Source organism: Halomonas sp. BMC6 (genome assembly GCF_964204995.1).
Taxonomy (GTDB): domain Bacteria; phylum Pseudomonadota; class Gammaproteobacteria; order Pseudomonadales; family Halomonadaceae; genus Vreelandella.
Genome location: NZ_CAXNSH010000001.1, coordinates 1,624,852 through 1,640,581, shown reverse-complemented (window position 1 = coordinate 1,640,581; position 15,730 = coordinate 1,624,852). Strand labels below are relative to the sequence as shown.

The following is a 15,730-nucleotide window of genomic DNA, read 5'->3' as shown; positions in this document are numbered from 1 at the left end:
CGGACGCTAACGCCGCTAGCGCTACCAGCCACGCCGTCCCAGTCGCGCCAGCTCGCTATCCAACTGCTGCACCGCTTGCTCCGGCGTGACGCTGCCGGACAGCGCATCGTGCACGCGGTTGAAGATCGCGTTGGAGACTCGCGGGTAGGCATCGCCGGTGACGCTGGCCGGACGCGGTACACCGTTCATCACCGTTTCATACAGTTCGCCAATGAACGGATGCGCGGCCAGTACCTCGTCGTCTTCGTACAGCGCTGGGCGCGTGGGGTTGCGGCCAAACTCGATGGCATGGGCTTTTTGCTGCGCTTCAGCGGTGAGATAAGCCACCAGGTCAGCGGCGGCCTGCGGCTCATCCGAATAGCGGGACACCGCCCAATTCCAGCCGCCCAGCGTCGCGACGGACTCGCCCTCTGGCCCGCTGGGCAGCGGCGCCACGCTGAATTTGTTCTGAATCGGCGTGCCGTCCGCTTGGCCCAGCGACCACACGTAGGGCCAGTTACGCATGAACACCGCGTTGCCCGCCTGGAAAACGCCGCGAGCCTGCTCTTCCATGTAGTTACGCACACCTTCTGGACTGATATCCCCCACCCAAGAAGCCGCTAACGCCAGCGCTTCCACCGCCTGGGGATTGTTCACCGTGACCTGCCCCTCGGCATCCACGAACGTACCGCCGCCGTAGCTCGCCACCCACTCCAGCGCGTTGGTGGTCAGCCCTTCGTAAGCGCGCCCTTGAAAGACGAAACCATGCATGCGCTCGTTGCCCGCTTCCCGTTCGGCGTTTTGAATGCGTCGAGCAGTGTCGGTGAGCGCTTGCCAGGTCTGCGGCACGTCAGCGCCGTACTGCTCAAGCAGGTCGTGGCGGTAGTAGAGCAGCCCGGCATCGGTAAACCAGGGCAGCGCGACCAGCTTGCCCTGCACGGTGTTGTTCTCCATCAGCGAGGGAATAAAGCCTTCTGCTGCGCCTTCCGGCAGGTAATCGTGCAAATCTACCAAGTGCTCGGCCAGCAGGCCCGGCCAGACGATATCCACCATCAGCACGTCGACATCCTGGGATTGGCTGCCCAACAACTGTTGGTAGAGCGACAATTTTTCGGTGGCCGATGCAGGCGTGGTGACGATATTGACCTGGTGGCCGTTGGCCTCGGCCCAGCGCTGGGAGAGCTCGGGGCAGAAATCCGCCGCCCCACCGTCGCCGCAGGCAACGGTAATTTCGGCGGCCATGGCAGGCAGCGCCGTGGGCAGCAGGGTCAGCAGTAGCAGCGGTGTTTTCAGTGGTTGGCGCATCGTCGCGTCCTCATTTTGTTATTGGGTGTCGTACGTTTAAAGATGCGTGTTGCAACGTGCTCGTTAGCTGGCAATCGCCATGCTGCGATCTTCCTGACTAGAAACGAAGCAGGCGTCCAGCACGGTTTGAATGGCCGCACCGCGAGCAAAATCGGGCTGGTCGTTCTCCCCCGTGCGAATGCTCTCGATGAAGCGCTGATAAATGCTGGGCGTGGGCGGCGCTTTAACGGTGCTCCAGCGGGCAGGATGCACATCGTCGTTCAGGCACACCTGTACCTCGTCTTTGGAGGCATCCAGATCCACGCGGATGGCGCCTTTATCACCGTGAACGCTCAGCGTTAACGAGTTGTGGTGGCCAGTGGCCCAGCGGGTCGCTTGGATAGTACCCATGGCACCGTTGGCAAAGCGTACGCGCATCAGCGCGGTGTCGTTGGCGTCCAGCACGTAGTCGCCAATGCGGTTATCCGGCGCTTTATCGAAGCAGGTGAGTTCGCAGTTGACGCGGGTGATGTCCCCCACTGGGAAGCTGGCGAAATCGACGATGTGTACACCCACATCCCCCAGTACGCCTTTGCTGCCGTGGGCTTCCGAGAGCCGCCATAGCCATTGGCTCTCCTGATCCCAGCGGCCCCAGGCGTTGCTCACCAGCCAGCTTTGGCGGTAGCTGGCGTCCACATGGCGCACGGTGCCAATGGCGCCGCCGGTGACGAGTGCGCGGGCGTGCTGAATGGCAGGGGCGTCCCGGTAGCTCAAGTTGACCATGTTGATGACGTTGGCGGCCTGGGCGGCGGCGGCCATCTCATGGGCATCCTCGGCGTTGGTGGCTAGGGGCTTTTCACACAGAATGTGTTTACCTGCGGCAATGGCAGCCAGCGACGTGACCTTGTGCACGCCATCCGGGGTGACGTTGCTCACCGCGTGGATATCGTCCCGGGCCAACATGGCGTCCAAGTCTTGATACACATCGGCAATGCCGTGGCGCTCGGCAAACGCCTGGGCTTTGGGATAGTCGCGATCGCAAACCGCCACGACCTCAACGCCTTCGATGCGGCCATAGTGCTTGGCGTGTTCGCCCGCCATGCTGCCTGCGCCAATAATTGCGATACGAATCATTTGAAGCCCTCCTCGCCGGGTTTGTGCAAGCTTTCACCTTTGATCTCGACCGGGTTGGGCGCCTGGTCGGCGGGCACGTTGGGGCAGCTATCGATCCAACGGGAGCCTTCCGGCTGTGCCCAGACAACGGCATTTTTGAGCACCCGTTTCACCTGCTCGTCGTAGTAGATCGGGTAGGTTTCATGGCCGGGGCGGAAGTAGAAAATCTTGCCGTTGCCACGCTTGTAGGTCAGGCCGGAGCGGAATACTTCGCCACCCTCGAAGGCGCTGATGAAAATCACCTCATCCGGATTCGGCACCGCGAAGGGCTCGCCGTACATTTCGGTATGGGGCAGCTCTAGATAATCCCCCAGACCTTGCACGATGGGGTGCCCAGGATTCACGACCCAAAGGCGCTCACGCTCGCCGGCTTCCCGCCATTTCAGCGAGCAGGTAGTCCCCATCAGCCGTTTGAAGATTTTGGAGTAGTGGCCGGAGTGCAGCACGATCAAGCCCATGCCCTGCAGCACGCGTTTTTGCACCCGATCAACGGTCTCTTCCAGCACGTCGCCGTGGGCGGCATGGCCCCACCACAGAAGCACGTCGGTATTCTCCAGCGTCTCCTCGCTAAGACCTTGCTCTGGGTCTTGCAGCGTGACGGCGGTGGCGGACAGCGCCTCTGACTCATTCAACCCATCGGCGATGCACTGGTGCATGCCGGTTGGGTAAATGCGTGCTACCACCTCGTTGGTTTGCTCGTGGACGTTTTCGCCCCACACGGTGACTCGTAGTGTCATCGCTCTCTCCCAAGCGTGTTCGTGTATCACTTCACCAGCCGTTTCGACCGGCGCCTGGGCAAAAAAGTAAACGTTTACGTTATTAGAGTAAACGTTTACTTATTAGCTTTTAGTCGCATTCAACGACACAAGAAGCGATTAGTCATCGCGGTTTTCGGCCACTTGCTCGACATCCACGATGCCCGAGCGGCTCACCGCGACTTTCCAACGGGCAAGGTAGGGAGAATCTTCACTGCCGGTTTCGCGCACCACTAGATTAAAAAGATGGCGGCGCTCGACGCTTTCCCGCACCGCTTGGCCCTCTTTTAAACGGTAGATGTGGTGCTTCTCTTTGCTCATTAGGCGAGTCAGCATCGAGAGGTCGATATGCAGCGTTTCGCGGGTGTGTTCGTAACCGCTGAGAAAACGGGTGGGCGACATGTGCGAGCTGGAGCGGTAGTGCATCACCACTTCGTCCCGCTGGGCGACGGTGCGCCGTCGCATCTGTTGAATGTCACGATCCAGCGCGGCGTAGCGTTTGTAGTCGAACCACTCAAGCTGCCGCCCCACCAGGGCGTTACGGGTGGGGTCGATGTACTGGCGGCGCCATTTGGGGCGGCCACGGCGCAGCCAACGCCATAGCGTATTACGCAGGTCGTCTTTGAACACCTCCCGCAGCGCATAGAGCAGCGCCATGGCCAGTACGAATAGCGCGGTGATATCGCCCAAGGCGCTGCGCAGTTGCAGTACGCCCAGCGAGACGAAGGCCATCACCACCGCCGTGGCCAGGGCTTTCACTGCCTTTTGTTCGCCGCTGCCCAGCTCCAGGGCTCGCTGCTTGAGGGTGATGGGGTGTTCGATGAGCCGCCGTAGCAGACGCATTTTATTCGACATGCGGGTCGGGTCGTCCACCACCCGCTCGGCGTTATACTCCTGGGCCTCTCGGTACTCCCCTTCGCGCTGGCAAATGGTAATGAAGCGCCGCTTGATCTCGCTGAACGCCCCTCCCCTCGGCATGTGGGCAACGAGCGCCAATAGCTGCTGCTCCGTGAACCAAGAGAGGTAGTTATCGATATTGGCAAAGTACTTGTAGAGCCGTTCGTCGCTGGGTGGGTTGCGCCGCAGGCGTTTGAGAATGCCGTCGCTCAGATCGCTCATCTCGGCGAGCTGCTCGCTCAGCGCGTCGGCTTTCTCTTGCCAGGCGGCGGGGTCATCGCTCGGTTCACGACGCAGCTTGCGGGCGTCGGAGAGCAGCGTTTGCGTGGTGCGCTCCAGTGCTCCCACGTATTGGTAGGCGTAAAGGCTAAGGCTCAAGCGGTAAGAGTCGCTGCCTAGCTGATTGCGGCTGGCGAGCCGACTGTGCACCAGCGGCAGGTGGTACTCGTCGCTGTAGTAGGTCCGCGAGACGCTGATCGCGCCATGGTAAAATGCCTCTTCGGAGATGACGTGGGTGCTCAATCCAAGCTCTTTGGGCACGAATAAGTAGACATCGAGCGTATGCGAGGTTTCCTCTTTCAATCGCCGCGACAGGCGCAGCTGGAAGCTATTTTTACGCTCAACGTTGATCACCTCACGAATCTCCTACTTCATTGCCAAACACGATGATATACCATGGTTAATTCGCCATAGTGGTCTGCTATACAGAGGCTACGGTTTACTACTTCGCCTTGGAGCTAGGGAATGTCCATCGCCCGTTTTTCACCCTTTGAGCTGCTGCTGCTCAAAAGCCGCAGCCAAGTGGATACGGCTACCCTGCTACTGCTGGGGTGGGTGCTGGTGCACCGCCAGCACGTCTCGGAAGGTCAGCGGCGCCGCCGCTTGGCCCAGGTGACGGCGCAGTTTCGCCATGGGCACGAACTGGGGCCCGTGATGAGCATTGCCCACAGCCAAGATCTGCATGCCATCCAACTGGCTGCCGAGGTGGTACGCAAAGAGTGCTCTAAAGAGCGTAGCCTGAGTGTGATGCACCAAGCGATTACCGTGGCGACGGACGACGGCGATATTTCGTTGGCCAATCATTACATTCTGCGGTTTTTAGCCGATTTGTTAAACGTGACGCCCACGACCCTGGGCACCCTGTTCCAAGAGCTGACCGGCAAGCCGCTGCGCCCGCCGGAGGATCCCAGCCGCGACGCCTACTGGCAAACCCACGACCCGGCCTACTATGCCCACAAAGCGCAGGAGGAGGCCGACGCCGCTCAGCGCGAGAAAGCGTCGCAAGAGAAGGCCGAGCAGCAACAGCGTTCCAAAACCGACAAACAGCAAGAAAAGAAGCAGAAGCAGCAGGAAAAAAAGCAGCAAAAAGAGGAGGCTCGCCGCGCCAAGGCCCGAGCGGAGCAGTCCAGCGCCGACCAGGCCAAAGCCGAGCAAGCCCGCCAGGAGCAGGCCCGGCAAGAGCGCCAGCGTCAAGAGCAGGCGCGCCAGGAAGAGGCGCGACGCCGCCAGCAGCGAAGTAGCCCGCCGCCGCCCGATCGCACCACCCGCGCGTTAGCCGTGCTGGGCTTGACCCCTGGTGCCAGCAAAACCGATGTGCGCCGCGCGTATCGTCGCATGGCCCAGCTCCATCACCCGGATCGTTTCTACTCCGAGAGCGAGCATCAGGTGGCGCTGGCGTCGGCGCGTTTTCAGCGCATCAAAAATGCCTATGATTATCTGATGCAAACCTACTAATCGTTACGCTTGGAGAGAGACTCCCTGGATTATGCGCGACCTGTACCAACGCCTCGCTCTGACGCCGGATGCCAACGACCAGCAGATCAAGAGCGCCGTGGCCCGCTGCCCCAATAGTGCGCTGCGCCAGGATGCCACGTCCGTGCTCGCCGTGCCGCCTCACCGGGAAACCTACGACACGCTACATCATACGCTGAGCGACATTGGCCGCCTGCGCGCTCGCTTAGGTCTGACCCACGGTGCCCATTGGCAGGGCGACGTGGCCAACGACTTCTCTCTGCCGCCGGATCACGCGATCTCCCGCCACGATGAGCTGGTCGATCGCGTCAGCCATGCGGTGTCACTCTACAACCGCTGGCGCCGCCTGCGCGGGCCATGGTTACTCATCGCCGTTTTCACCGTGGGGGCGGGCATAGGCCTCGCTCTGGGGTTTGCCTTGAGCGTGGGGCTTGGCCTGGGTTGACGCGCCGCGGCGCTCCCGCTCGTCTTGGCGAATTTCCGCCTGAGTGGGGCGCGGCGCGGGCTTCGGCGGCGCCGGCTTTTTATGCGCCTCGTCTGCCGAGGAGGAAGCGCCCTCCTCACCCCGCTCCAGGCTTAGATCGGTACCGGAGGTGTCCTCCATGCGCGACTCGGAGCGCGCCTCCATGCTGACACTCAAACGCGGCACGCCCAGGTCGATCTCTTGTGCTTCCATGCGCTGCTTCAGCAACAGATTGAAGGCACGAGAGACATCCCACTGCATTTCCGGCGCGGTGCGAAAACGCATCCGCAAAATCGGGCAGCCCTCTTCAAAGCCCTGCACGCCCTGCATCTCCAGCGGCGACCAGATGTAGTGGCGCATCATCGGGTCTTTACGCAGCTCCTGGGCGGTCTCCTGCATCAGAGTAATCGCATCGTCGATTTTCATGTCGTAAGGAATACGAATACGCATTAGCGCGATGCCGAACTGGCGTGACATGTTGTGGATCGACTCGATACGACTGAAGGTGATGATGTGCACCACGCCATCCAGGTCTCTCAGCCGCACGGTGCGCAGCGTCAACCCTTCTACCGTGCCCATGTGGCCGTTGATCTGGACGAAGTCGTCCACCGCCAGCGAGTCTTCGATGAGGATGAAAATACCGGTGATCAAATCCTGCACCAGGGTTTGCGCACCAAAACCGATGGCCAGACCGATCACACCGGCACCGGCCAGCAGCGGCGTGACGTTCACCCCGAGATTGGCTAGCCCCGCAATCACCGCGATGATCAGAATGGCGACGAAAATGACGTTGCGAATCATCGGCGTGATGGTCTGCGCCCTTGCCTGATTCACCCGCCGGCCGCGCGACCGAGCCGACGACGTCAGCGCCCGCTGAATGGCCGTATCGGCAAAGATCCACACCAGCCAAGCCAGTAGGATCGTCGCCCCCAGGCTCACCAGCGCTTGCCCGATCCGGGCGCTCGCGACGGCCTGCTGCCCCAGGCCAAACAGCGAGCCACCCCACACCTGCATGGAGAGCTCGGCAAAGACCATCCACGCACAGAGGTGTGCCAGTACGAAACCAAAGCGCTCCAAACGTTTGCGGTACTGGCTGAAGCGGCGACGGTGGCGGCGTTTGTTGAGCCGCTCCGCTTGACGGCGCAGCAGGCCGGTCACCACCAGCGTCAACACCAGTAAACTGGCAGAGACGATGGAGCGTGCCAGGGCCGTGCCTACATCGCCCACGGTAATGAAGATCGCCAGCAGCGAACCACCCACCATCAGTAGCGCGGGGATATGCCAAAGCCCCCCCAGGGCACGAATCATCTCGACGGCGGTGCTGGCATCGCGGCGCTGCTTATAGGGCCGGTTGCAAATCAGATGGCGAATCGGCCGTTGGAATTTGAAGATAAAGCGAGCCGACAAGAGCGCAGCCAGCATGTTGGCCAGCACCGACACGAGGCTGGAGAGTTCGGCCCCCAGCAGCTCGACCAGCCGCGTGGAGTTCACCGCATCGCCCAAGGCAATCAGTGCGCCGATGACAAACAGACCGCGCAGCGCTTTGTGTTGCAGCACCTGCACCGCCGGGAAGCGATGCCCACGGCTGAAGAAGGCGATGACGGTCTCAAATACCACCGAGAGTGCCCGGCCGCACAGGCAGATGTAAGCCACCACGAGCACCACGGCGCGACCGGGGCTGTAGGGGAGGATTTGCCCGATACCAAGCGTAATGGCAAAGGCCAGCGTCCACGGCAGCATGCGACGCAAAAAGTGCACCGCCAGCAGCCACGCTTTGGGGTCACGGGGAAGGTCCAGCGGCCAGTGACGACGCGTGGCGACCAAACGGCCAAAGGCAATCATCACGACCAGCAGCACGCTCCAAACGAAGGCCAACACTGCACCGTCGGCCACCGCGCGAATGGCTTCGCCCTGGTCAGCGTCATCGTTCAACGCGCGTAAATCATCGGCCCCCTGCACGAGCTGGCGAGACCACTCGTCGATGGGAGAATCCCCCGCCTGGGCCTGTTCGCCGATGTCGGTCAGCGTGTCGGCCAGCGCCCCCAGCAGGCCCTGGCGGACGACGCCATCCTCCTCTGCGGCATCGGTACTCACCTGCAGCTCGCGTAACGACGCCAGCAGCGCGGTGCGCTGCTCTTCGTTTTCGAGCATCGAGATCACGTCGCTCAGCGACCGTTGAAAATCCTCGTTGCTCACCTCCGCCTGCTCCGACGAATCGTTACCGGTCAGATTCGGCAGAGACACACCCTGCGCAAGCGCTGGCGCGTTCAGCAGCAGGCTGAGCACCACGCCGACGATGATCTTGGTTATCCAGTGCTGTCGCACACGTTACTCCCGACATAGACCGGCCACGGGTACCGGTGATTGACGTTGACCACGTTGATGACGCTCAGCCTCAACGCGTGATTGTGATAGGCTGGCCCTTCAAACGTTCACCTCAAGGATACCGAGATGACGCTGCAAGCCCCACCCAAACGCGTAAATAAAGATGGCCAGACTCGCTGTGTCGGTGTCGAAATCGAGTTCGCTGGCCTACCGCCCCGCGAGACGGCCGAACTGGTGCGCACGCTGTTTGGGGGGGAGCTTAACGTGGTCAGCCCCCATCGGCTACAAGTGGAGGGCACGCGGTGGGGAGAGTTCGGCATCGAACTGGATACCCAGTATGCCCACCCCGATAAAGCGCTGCTGGAAGAGCATCATGAAAGCGATAGCGAATGGGCGCGCCAGCAGCATCAGCGCCGGGTCGAGTTCCACCAAAAAACCCGCGAGCTGATCGGCGATATGGTGACCGGATTGGTGCCCACCGAGATCGTCTGTCCGCCCATTCCCTGGGATGAACTGGACACCCTCGATACGCTCTTCGAAACGCTGCGGGAAAAAGGCGCCAAAGGCACCGATGCCAGCCTGCTCTATGGCTTTGGCTTGCACCTCAATCCCGAGGTAGAGCGCCAGGAGGTGGATTACCTGCTGGCCATGATGCGGGCGTATCTGCTGCTGGCTAGCTGGCTGCGCGAAGAGATCAAGGTCGACATCACGCGCGAAGTGCTGCCCCACGCCAACCCGTTTCATAAAGAGTACGCCCTGAAAGTCCTGGACGCACGCTACCAGCCGGATTTGGACACCTTCATCGACGACTACTTGCACTACAACCCCACTCGCAACAGAGAGCTCGACCTGCTGCCGCTGTTTGCCCATTTGCGCCCCGACCACCCCCACGAGCTGCTGCATGGCGAACTCACCAAGCCGCGCCCGACCTTTCACTACCGCCTGCCCAATGCCCAGCTCTCCCAGCCAGGCTGGGGGTCGGTGGTAGAGTGGAATCGCTGGGTGGAGGTCGAGAAGTTAGCCGCCGATGACAAGGTATTGCGCGCCCGCTGCGATGAGTACATCGCCGAGCACAGCAAGCCCTGGTGGGCACGCTTGAAAGCCGCGCTCTTGAAGCCATTCGGCAACGCCTAACCCCCGCTTATTCTCACAGACAGACGAGACGCCCACTGCATGCCTCGACCGCTGATTGGAATCACCACCTCGGATCGTAAAAGCCAGCTTGCCTGGTGCTTTGACTGGTTTGCCGTCTGGCGGCATGGCGGTAAACCGCTGCGCCTGTCCCCCTCTCGCCCCATGCCCGAGCATCTGGACGGGCTGATCATCGGCGGTGGCGACGATATTCAAGCGCAACTTTACGGCGGCGAAGTCCAGCTCGACGTGCGCTTGGACCCTGCCCGGGACGAACTGGAACTGAGCCTGCTCAACCGGTTCATTCCGCAAAATACGCCGGTGCTGGGCATTTGTCGCGGAGCGCAACTGATCAACGTCCATTTGGGCGGCACGCTGGACCCCGACATCTACACGACCCATGAAGGGCTAAAACGTCGGCGTACCGTACTACCTCGCAAAACGGTCGACATCGTCGGCGGCAGCCAGCTGTATCAACTGCTGGGCGTGACCTGGTGCCGGGTGAACAGCCTGCATCATCAAGCCGTCAATCGGGCGGGGGAAGGCATTCAAATCGTCGCTCGTGACCGCGACGGGCTGGTACAGGGCATCGAATCAGAAGCCCACGATTTTCTCATCGGCGTGCAGTGGCACCCCGAGTGGCTGATTTTCAACCGCCCCCAGCAGCGCCTCATCAGCGCGCTGGTGGCGGCTGCCCAACGGGGGCGCGACCGGATTAAGCGTTGAGCACCGCCAGCGCCGCCTCGTAATCCGGTTCGTTTTTCAGCTCACTCACCAGCTCGCTGTGCAGCACACGATTGTTTGCATCCAGCACAACCACGGCCCGCGCGCACAGTCCCTCCATGGCGCTATTGCACAGCGCCACCCCCCAGGCTTCCTGAAATTCGCGGTGGCGGAAGGTAGAGAGCGTTTCGACATCGTCTAGCCCTTCGGCCCCGCAGAAGCGTTTGGCGGCAAACGGCAGGTCTGCGGATACGACGAGAACGATGGTGTTGTCCAACTTGGAGGCCAGCTCGTTGAACCGCCGGGTGGACATCGCGCAGGTCGGGGTATCGACGCTGGGAATGATGTTCAGCACCTTACGCTTACCCTGATAGGTGGCCAGCGTGACGTCTTCCAAGTCGCTGTTGGTCAGCGTCATGGCTGGGGCCGTTTGACCAACGGCTGGCAGCGTGCCCGCCACGTCCATCGGCGCGCCTGCACGTGTAATCTGTTGCATATCAAGCTCCTAATGTATGGTAAAACGGTCGTCAAACAAGACGTTTCAGCTTACAGCGGAATGACCTGATTCGGCTATCTTTCCACCGCCGCGATACGATAACGAGAATGCCATGGCCTCTTTAGTCATCATCAAAACCGGGGATGCGTTCCCTGAAGTGGTCGACCAGCACGGTGATTTTGAGCAGCTGTTCATTCACCGGTTACACGAGGCGCTTCCCGAGGGCGTGACGCTCAAGGTGTGGGATGCGCGGCTAACGGCGACACCTCCGGACGACATCGTCGGTGCCGTGATCACCGGTTCGCATAGCATGGTGAGCGAGCAGCCCCCCTGGAGCGAGGCGCTCAAGCCGTGGCTGCGGCAGGCGCTGGCCGATAACCTGCCGCTGCTGGGCGTATGCTATGGTCATCAGCTCATGGCGGCGGCCTTTGGTGGCGTCAGCGACTATCACCCCGCCGGGCGCGAATCGGGCACGCGCACGGTGCGCTTGACCCAAGCCGGCCTGAAGGACCCCCTCTTTAGTCAGCTACCTGGGCATTTCGACGCGCACCTTACCCATGCCCAGTCGGTGATGCAGCTACCCCATGGCGCCACCATTCTGGCTCACAACTGCCACGACGCCCACCAAGCGCTTCGCTACGGGCCGCGCCAATGGAGCGTGCAGTTCCATCCGGAGTTCTCACCGCCCGTCATGCGTGCCTACATCGAGCGTCAGCGCGCTGCCCTGCGCGACCAGGGTGACGACCCAGACCAGCTACTCAGTGAAATTAGCGAGACGCCAGAAGCGACCAGCCTGCTGCAGCGTTTTATCAGTTTTATTTAACGCTTCTGTTGATCTCGCCGTGACGCCAGCCGATCTGCCAGCCGGGTCGGCTCGGGCAGCTTGGTTCGCCCGAGGCAGCGCATCACCCACTCAAGGGAGGTATCCAGCGACAGCCGATGCCCCGGCGAGACGAATACCGGCTTGACGTTCGCCCGCGAGCGCAGCACGGCACCGATCACCTCTTGCCCGGCCAGGAGCGGCACCCAATCGCCTCGCGCGTCTCCGACCGCTGCATGCGTGCCGGTTAAGCGCGACTTGGCGATACCGATGGTAGGCAAATCGAGCCAAAGCCCCAAGTGCGCGGCTACGCCCAAGCGCCGAGGGTGAGCGATGCCTTGGCCATCGACCATCACCAGCTGTGGCTGAGTCTTAAGCTTGGCAAATGCCCCTAGGGCGGCGGGGATTTCACGAAACGACAGCAATCCTGGAATATAGGGCATGCGGGTAGGTTCGCGATGCACCACCTGCTCGACCACTGGCAGGTGAGGAGCCGCCTCGGGCGACCACGTCAACACTACCACTGCCGCCCGCGTTACCGCACCCCCTTCCTCAAAGCCAATATCCACCCCCGCGATATACCTTACCGGGTCGAGGCGATCACGGCTCTCCAACCGTTGGGCGAGCTGTGACTGAAGGGCAATCGCCTGTTTGGGTGACAGGTTCCATTCGTGTAGCGCAGCGTCCATGCAGGCTCCTTGTATCGAGGTAATGAACGTTTAGCGTAGCCAAAAAAAATCCCCCTACGCCAGCAGGCACAGGGCCAGTGGCATAGGGGGAGTTGACTCACCGATCAGGCGCTATCCAGCGCCTAGCGCTGAGTTACGCACGTTCGCGACGGCGAACCGGCGCATCGCCATCGTCACGACGACGGCGCGGTGCGCGTTCCGGCGCACGGTCCTCGCTGATTTCCAGCGGGCGACCGGCCACACGGGCACGAGCCATTTTCGCCAGGATGGTGGAAGGCAGACCGCTGGGCAGCTCGACCACGGAGAAGGCATTACGGATATCGATACGGCCGATACGCGCGCCTTCGATACCGCCCTCGTTCGCCAGCGCACCGACCAGTTGGCCCGGCTTCACGCCGTCTTTATGGCCCACGGAGACGCGGTAGCGGGTCATGCCTTCGCTGGGCGCACTGGAGCGCTCGCGACGGGCACCACCCGGCTTGCCCGGTGCGCCATCGCGCGGGGCACGCTCTTTGCGCGGTGCCTGAAGACGACCGATCGGCGCTTCGTCGGCACGGGCCATGGCGGCAAACGCACAGGCCAGCTCAACGGCGTCATGCCCCTCTTCCACCAGACGCTCGACCAGTGCGCGCTGCTCTTCAGCACCTTTGGTCAGTGCCGCCACTACACGGTGATGGAACACGTCGTCACGGTGAGCGCGAATAGCGGCTTCGTCAGGCAGCGGCATTTCGGTCATTTTCTGACCGGTAGCCTGCTCCATCCAGCCCACCTTGCGGCCTTCACGGAAGCCCGCGAAAGTGATCGCAATGCCGCTACGGCCCGCACGACCGGTACGACCGATACGGTGGGTGTAGGCTTCTGCATCCTGCGGCAGGTCGTAGTTGATGACGTGGGTGATACGCGGAACGTCGAGGCCACGGGCCGCTACGTCGGTCGCGATCAGCACGTCGACTTTGCCACGCTTCAAGCGGGTAATGGTGCGCTCGCGCAGGCTCTGATCCAGGTCACCGGACAGGCCAGCAGCGTTGACGCCACGAGCGGTCAACTGCTCGACCAGCGTGGTACAGGCCGCACGGGTACGCACGAAGACGATCGCGGCATCGACCGGCTCGACTTCAAGAATACGCGACAACGCTTCCAGCTTGGCACCACCGTCCACGCGCACGATGCGCTGTTCGATGTTTTCGCCCGTCGTGGTACGCGATTCAATCGCGACCTTCACCGGGTTGACCAGATAACGGTTGACGATGCGCTCGATTTCCGTCGGCAGTGTGGCCGAGAAGAACACGCGCTGAGCATCTTTCGGGGTATCGGCAACCACGCGTTTGACGTCGTCGATAAAGCCCATGCGCAGCATTTCGTCGGCTTCGTCGAGCACCAGCGCCGAGAGGCCGTCCAGCTTCAAGCTGCCACGATCCAGGTGATCGATCACACGGCCCGGCGTGCCGACGACCACTTGCGCGCCACGCTTCAGCGCGCCTAGCTGTTCACGGTACTCTTGACCGCCACACAGTGTAGCGACTTCCAAGCCCTGAAGATTTTGACCATATTTACTAAAAGAGACGGCGACCTGCTGAGCAAGTTCGCGGGTCGGTGCGAGTACCAGTACTTGGGGCTCGCGACGCTGCATGTCGAGACGCGACAGCAGCGGCAGTGCGAAGGCGGCGGTTTTGCCGGTGCCGGTTTGTGCTTGGCCCAGCATATCGCGGCCTTCCAGCAACGCAGGAATCGTCTGCGCCTGAATAGGCGAAGGAGTTTCGTAGCCCTGTGCTTCAACAGCAGACAGAACGGCAGGCAATAGAGCCAGATCGCCGAAGCTCGGCGAGGCGACAGAAGTCGAGGTCATTAATCACACCTTGGTAGGCCGGCTGAACCGGCAAAAAACATCGTAAGCGTCTCTGACTCTGTTTTATGCAGCGCGTAACGGTGCGCAGCAAAAGAACAAGGCTCCGCATAGCGGATATCGTCATCAGTGGAGTCGGAGACGCCGGTCGCACCTAGCATTCGGTTGGCAACACCGCGTTGCGGGCCAACCGCTGTGGCGACCTTCTGCGCCGATTTCACCCGTTTGGTGAAATGCTGGAGGCGCGCCATCTTCACAGCAATGAACATCTGCAATGAATGAGATGTTCCCGCAAACGTTTCGACTGGCGTGGCACATCAGGCTCAGCGTCAGTGAAGAACGTTTATCGTCGTGATGGAGGGGTCAACACATGCGAGGAGGGCGCATCCTAACACCGCCAATGGGTTCTGACCAGTCTTTTTGATTTAACCCATATCAATACCGGGGCTTGCACATGTGACTATGTCGTCTAACCTGAAAGGTGCCCGATGACGTTCACGAACTTCAAGGAGTGATGCACATGAACTGGGATCAGATCGAAGGCAGATGGACGGAAATGAAAGGTAAAGCTCGCGCCAGCTGGGGCGAACTGACCGATGATGAACTGACGCAAATCGGCGGCAAGAAAGACCAACTCGTTGGTAAGCTCCAACAGAAATATGGCTTGGAGCGCGAAGAGGCCGAGCGCCGTGCGGATGACTGGGCGAACGGGCTCTAAGCCCCTCCACTTTCCACGTCCCTTCCCTACGAATTCACATACCGAATTCACTCACAGGTAGCATGACGCTACCTCTTGATAGCCACATGGAGAGAAGCTATGCGTAAATCGATTCTGACGACTGCAATTACGACTGCCCTATTCGGCGGCATGGCGTTTGGCGTCCAAGCGCAAACGGAACCCCAGGGCATGTATTCGGCCGACGACATTCTTGATGCAGAAGTGTTCTTTGCCGACGGCTCTGAGGAAGAGATCGGTGAAGTCGACGATATTCTCTTCGATGAAGAGATGCGTATTTCAGCACTGGTCATCGAAAGCGGCGATGTGCTGGGTCTGGGCGGACGCGAAGTCGTGGTCGAGGCTGACCAGTTCACTCTGGAAACGCACACCGAAGATGATGGTGACACCGAGCACCGCATCATGCTGGATGCGACGGCCGAGGACGTCGAATCCTTCCCCACGTATGATCGCGACTGGTGGGAGCAGACCAAAGCCAACGCGCAAGACGCTTGGCAGAGCACCAAAGAGGGTGCCCAAAGCGCTTGGCAAACGACCCGTGACGCCGTCGATGCCGACGAGTGACACGCTAGCGATGGGCCACTTTGCGCAGAGTGGCATCGTCGCCCCGTAGCGTATAGTCGATCAAAAAAGGGCCACCCAAGCGGGTGGCCCTTTTTAATAT

Annotated in this window: 16 protein-coding genes; 7 read left to right on the top strand and 9 right to left on the bottom strand. The window is 61.1% G+C overall.

Annotated features, from left to right (window positions below; all coding sequences use genetic code 11):
• Positions 1–21: 21 nt before the first annotated feature.
• The 4 genes from AB6K10_RS07770 to AB6K10_RS07755 form a co-directional block, all read right to left on the bottom strand.
• Complete coding sequence (locus tag AB6K10_RS07770; RefSeq protein WP_159341387.1) at positions 22–1,284, bottom strand: ABC transporter substrate-binding protein; 1,263 nt, start codon at positions 1,282–1,284, stop codon at positions 22–24.
• A 63-nt stretch (positions 1,285–1,347) separates the two neighbouring features.
• Positions 1,348–2,397 (bottom strand): Gfo/Idh/MocA family protein, encoded by a 1,050-nt coding sequence (locus AB6K10_RS07765; protein ID WP_159341386.1) that lies wholly within the window; start codon positions 2,395–2,397, stop codon positions 1,348–1,350.
• Positions 2,394–3,173, bottom strand: a complete 780-nt coding sequence (locus AB6K10_RS07760; protein WP_159341385.1) for a ThuA domain-containing protein — start codon at positions 3,171–3,173, stop codon at positions 2,394–2,396. Before AB6K10_RS07760 ends, AB6K10_RS07765 begins: the two co-directional genes overlap by 4 nt.
• A gap of 138 nt (positions 3,174–3,311) precedes the next feature.
• Positions 3,312–4,721, bottom strand: a complete 1,410-nt coding sequence (locus AB6K10_RS07755; RefSeq protein WP_159341384.1) for a hypothetical protein — start codon at positions 4,719–4,721, stop codon at positions 3,312–3,314.
• A 111-nt stretch (positions 4,722–4,832) separates the two neighbouring features.
• Between AB6K10_RS07755 and AB6K10_RS07750 the strand changes: the two genes are divergently transcribed.
• Together AB6K10_RS07750 and AB6K10_RS07745 are read left to right on the top strand one after the other, a co-directional pair.
• Positions 4,833–5,822 (top strand): DnaJ domain-containing protein, encoded by a 990-nt coding sequence (locus AB6K10_RS07750; RefSeq protein WP_159341383.1) that lies wholly within the window; start codon positions 4,833–4,835, stop codon positions 5,820–5,822.
• A 31-nt stretch (positions 5,823–5,853) separates the two neighbouring features.
• Positions 5,854–6,285 carry a hypothetical protein gene (locus AB6K10_RS07745; RefSeq protein WP_159341382.1) on the top strand — a complete coding sequence of 144 codons (432 nt, stop codon included), beginning with the start codon at positions 5,854–5,856 and terminating at the stop codon, positions 6,283–6,285.
• On the opposite strand, the gene AB6K10_RS07740 is transcribed toward AB6K10_RS07745, so the two are convergent.
• On the bottom strand, positions 6,202–8,628 hold the full coding sequence (locus AB6K10_RS07740) for a mechanosensitive ion channel family protein (RefSeq protein WP_159341381.1): 2,427 nt from the start codon (positions 8,626–8,628) through the stop codon (positions 6,202–6,204). The genes AB6K10_RS07745 and AB6K10_RS07740 overlap by 84 nt on opposite strands.
• A 126-nt stretch (positions 8,629–8,754) precedes the next feature.
• On the opposite strand from AB6K10_RS07740, the gene AB6K10_RS07735 reads away from it, so the two are divergent.
• Both AB6K10_RS07735 and AB6K10_RS07730 read left to right on the top strand, forming a co-directional pair.
• Positions 8,755–9,762: an amidoligase family protein gene (locus tag AB6K10_RS07735; protein WP_159341380.1), complete on the top strand. Its 1,008-nt coding sequence runs from the start codon at positions 8,755–8,757 to the stop codon at positions 9,760–9,762.
• Between the two features lie 39 nt (positions 9,763–9,801).
• Entirely contained in the window at positions 9,802–10,485 is a 684-nt protein-coding gene (locus AB6K10_RS07730) for a gamma-glutamyl-gamma-aminobutyrate hydrolase family protein (protein WP_253016866.1), read from the top strand.
• On the opposite strand, the gene tpx is transcribed toward AB6K10_RS07730, so the two are convergent.
• On the bottom strand, positions 10,475–10,978 hold the full coding sequence (tpx, locus tag AB6K10_RS07725; RefSeq protein WP_285262713.1) for a thiol peroxidase: 504 nt from the start codon (positions 10,976–10,978) through the stop codon (positions 10,475–10,477). The genes AB6K10_RS07730 and tpx overlap by 11 nt on opposite strands.
• Before the next feature lie 112 nt (positions 10,979–11,090).
• On the opposite strand from tpx, the gene AB6K10_RS07720 reads away from it, so the two are divergent.
• Positions 11,091–11,801, top strand: coding sequence for a glutamine amidotransferase (locus AB6K10_RS07720; protein WP_339118366.1), 711 nt, complete (start codon positions 11,091–11,093; stop codon positions 11,799–11,801).
• Here the strand turns inward: AB6K10_RS07720 and nfi are convergent.
• The 3 genes from nfi to AB6K10_RS07705 form a co-directional block, all read right to left on the bottom strand.
• Entirely contained in the window at positions 11,798–12,487 is a 690-nt protein-coding gene (nfi, locus tag AB6K10_RS07715) for a deoxyribonuclease V (protein ID WP_339118365.1), read from the bottom strand. The genes AB6K10_RS07720 and nfi overlap by 4 nt on opposite strands.
• 133 nt (positions 12,488–12,620) lie before the next feature.
• Positions 12,621–14,333: a DEAD/DEAH box helicase gene (locus tag AB6K10_RS07710; protein WP_159341375.1), complete on the bottom strand. Its 1,713-nt coding sequence runs from the start codon at positions 14,331–14,333 to the stop codon at positions 12,621–12,623.
• Entirely contained in the window at positions 14,333–14,605 is a 273-nt protein-coding gene (locus AB6K10_RS07705; protein ID WP_162527871.1) for a hypothetical protein, read from the bottom strand. The genes AB6K10_RS07710 and AB6K10_RS07705 overlap by 1 nt, the downstream gene beginning before the upstream one ends.
• A 245-nt stretch (positions 14,606–14,850) precedes the next feature.
• On the opposite strand from AB6K10_RS07705, the gene AB6K10_RS07700 reads away from it, so the two are divergent.
• Together AB6K10_RS07700 and AB6K10_RS07695 are read left to right on the top strand one after the other, a co-directional pair.
• Complete coding sequence (locus AB6K10_RS07700) at positions 14,851–15,048, top strand: CsbD family protein (RefSeq protein ID WP_253016862.1); 198 nt, start codon at positions 14,851–14,853, stop codon at positions 15,046–15,048.
• 99 nt (positions 15,049–15,147) lie between these two features.
• Positions 15,148–15,630: a PRC-barrel domain-containing protein gene (locus AB6K10_RS07695; protein WP_159341373.1), complete on the top strand. Its 483-nt coding sequence runs from the start codon at positions 15,148–15,150 to the stop codon at positions 15,628–15,630.
• Positions 15,631–15,730 lie beyond the last annotated feature (100 nt).

Bases quoted from the DNA above. Each gene is read 5' to 3' on its own strand.
- AB6K10_RS07735 (WP_159341380.1), top strand. From the start codon at position 8,755: ATGACGCTGCAAGCCCCACCCAAACGCGTAAATAAAGATGGCCAGACT.
- AB6K10_RS07765 (WP_159341386.1), bottom strand. From the start codon at position 2,397: ATGATTCGTATCGCAATTATTGGCGCAGGCAGCATGGCGGGCGAACAC.
- AB6K10_RS07770 (WP_159341387.1), bottom strand. From the start codon at position 1,284: ATGCGCCAACCACTGAAAACACCGCTGCTACTGCTGACCCTGCTGCCC.
- AB6K10_RS07720 (WP_339118366.1), top strand. From the start codon at position 11,091: ATGGCCTCTTTAGTCATCATCAAAACCGGGGATGCGTTCCCTGAAGTG.
- nfi (WP_339118365.1), bottom strand. From the start codon at position 12,487: ATGGACGCTGCGCTACACGAATGGAACCTGTCACCCAAACAGGCGATT.
- AB6K10_RS07695 (WP_159341373.1), top strand. From the start codon at position 15,148: ATGCGTAAATCGATTCTGACGACTGCAATTACGACTGCCCTATTCGGC.
- AB6K10_RS07710 (WP_159341375.1), bottom strand. From the start codon at position 14,333: ATGACCTCGACTTCTGTCGCCTCGCCGAGCTTCGGCGATCTGGCTCTA.
- AB6K10_RS07730 (WP_253016866.1), top strand. From the start codon at position 9,802: ATGCCTCGACCGCTGATTGGAATCACCACCTCGGATCGTAAAAGCCAG.
- AB6K10_RS07760 (WP_159341385.1), bottom strand. From the start codon at position 3,173: ATGACACTACGAGTCACCGTGTGGGGCGAAAACGTCCACGAGCAAACC.
- tpx (WP_285262713.1), bottom strand. From the start codon at position 10,978: ATGCAACAGATTACACGTGCAGGCGCGCCGATGGACGTGGCGGGCACG.
- AB6K10_RS07745 (WP_159341382.1), top strand. From the start codon at position 5,854: ATGCGCGACCTGTACCAACGCCTCGCTCTGACGCCGGATGCCAACGAC.
- AB6K10_RS07700 (WP_253016862.1), top strand. From the start codon at position 14,851: ATGAACTGGGATCAGATCGAAGGCAGATGGACGGAAATGAAAGGTAAA.
- AB6K10_RS07750 (WP_159341383.1), top strand. From the start codon at position 4,833: ATGTCCATCGCCCGTTTTTCACCCTTTGAGCTGCTGCTGCTCAAAAGC.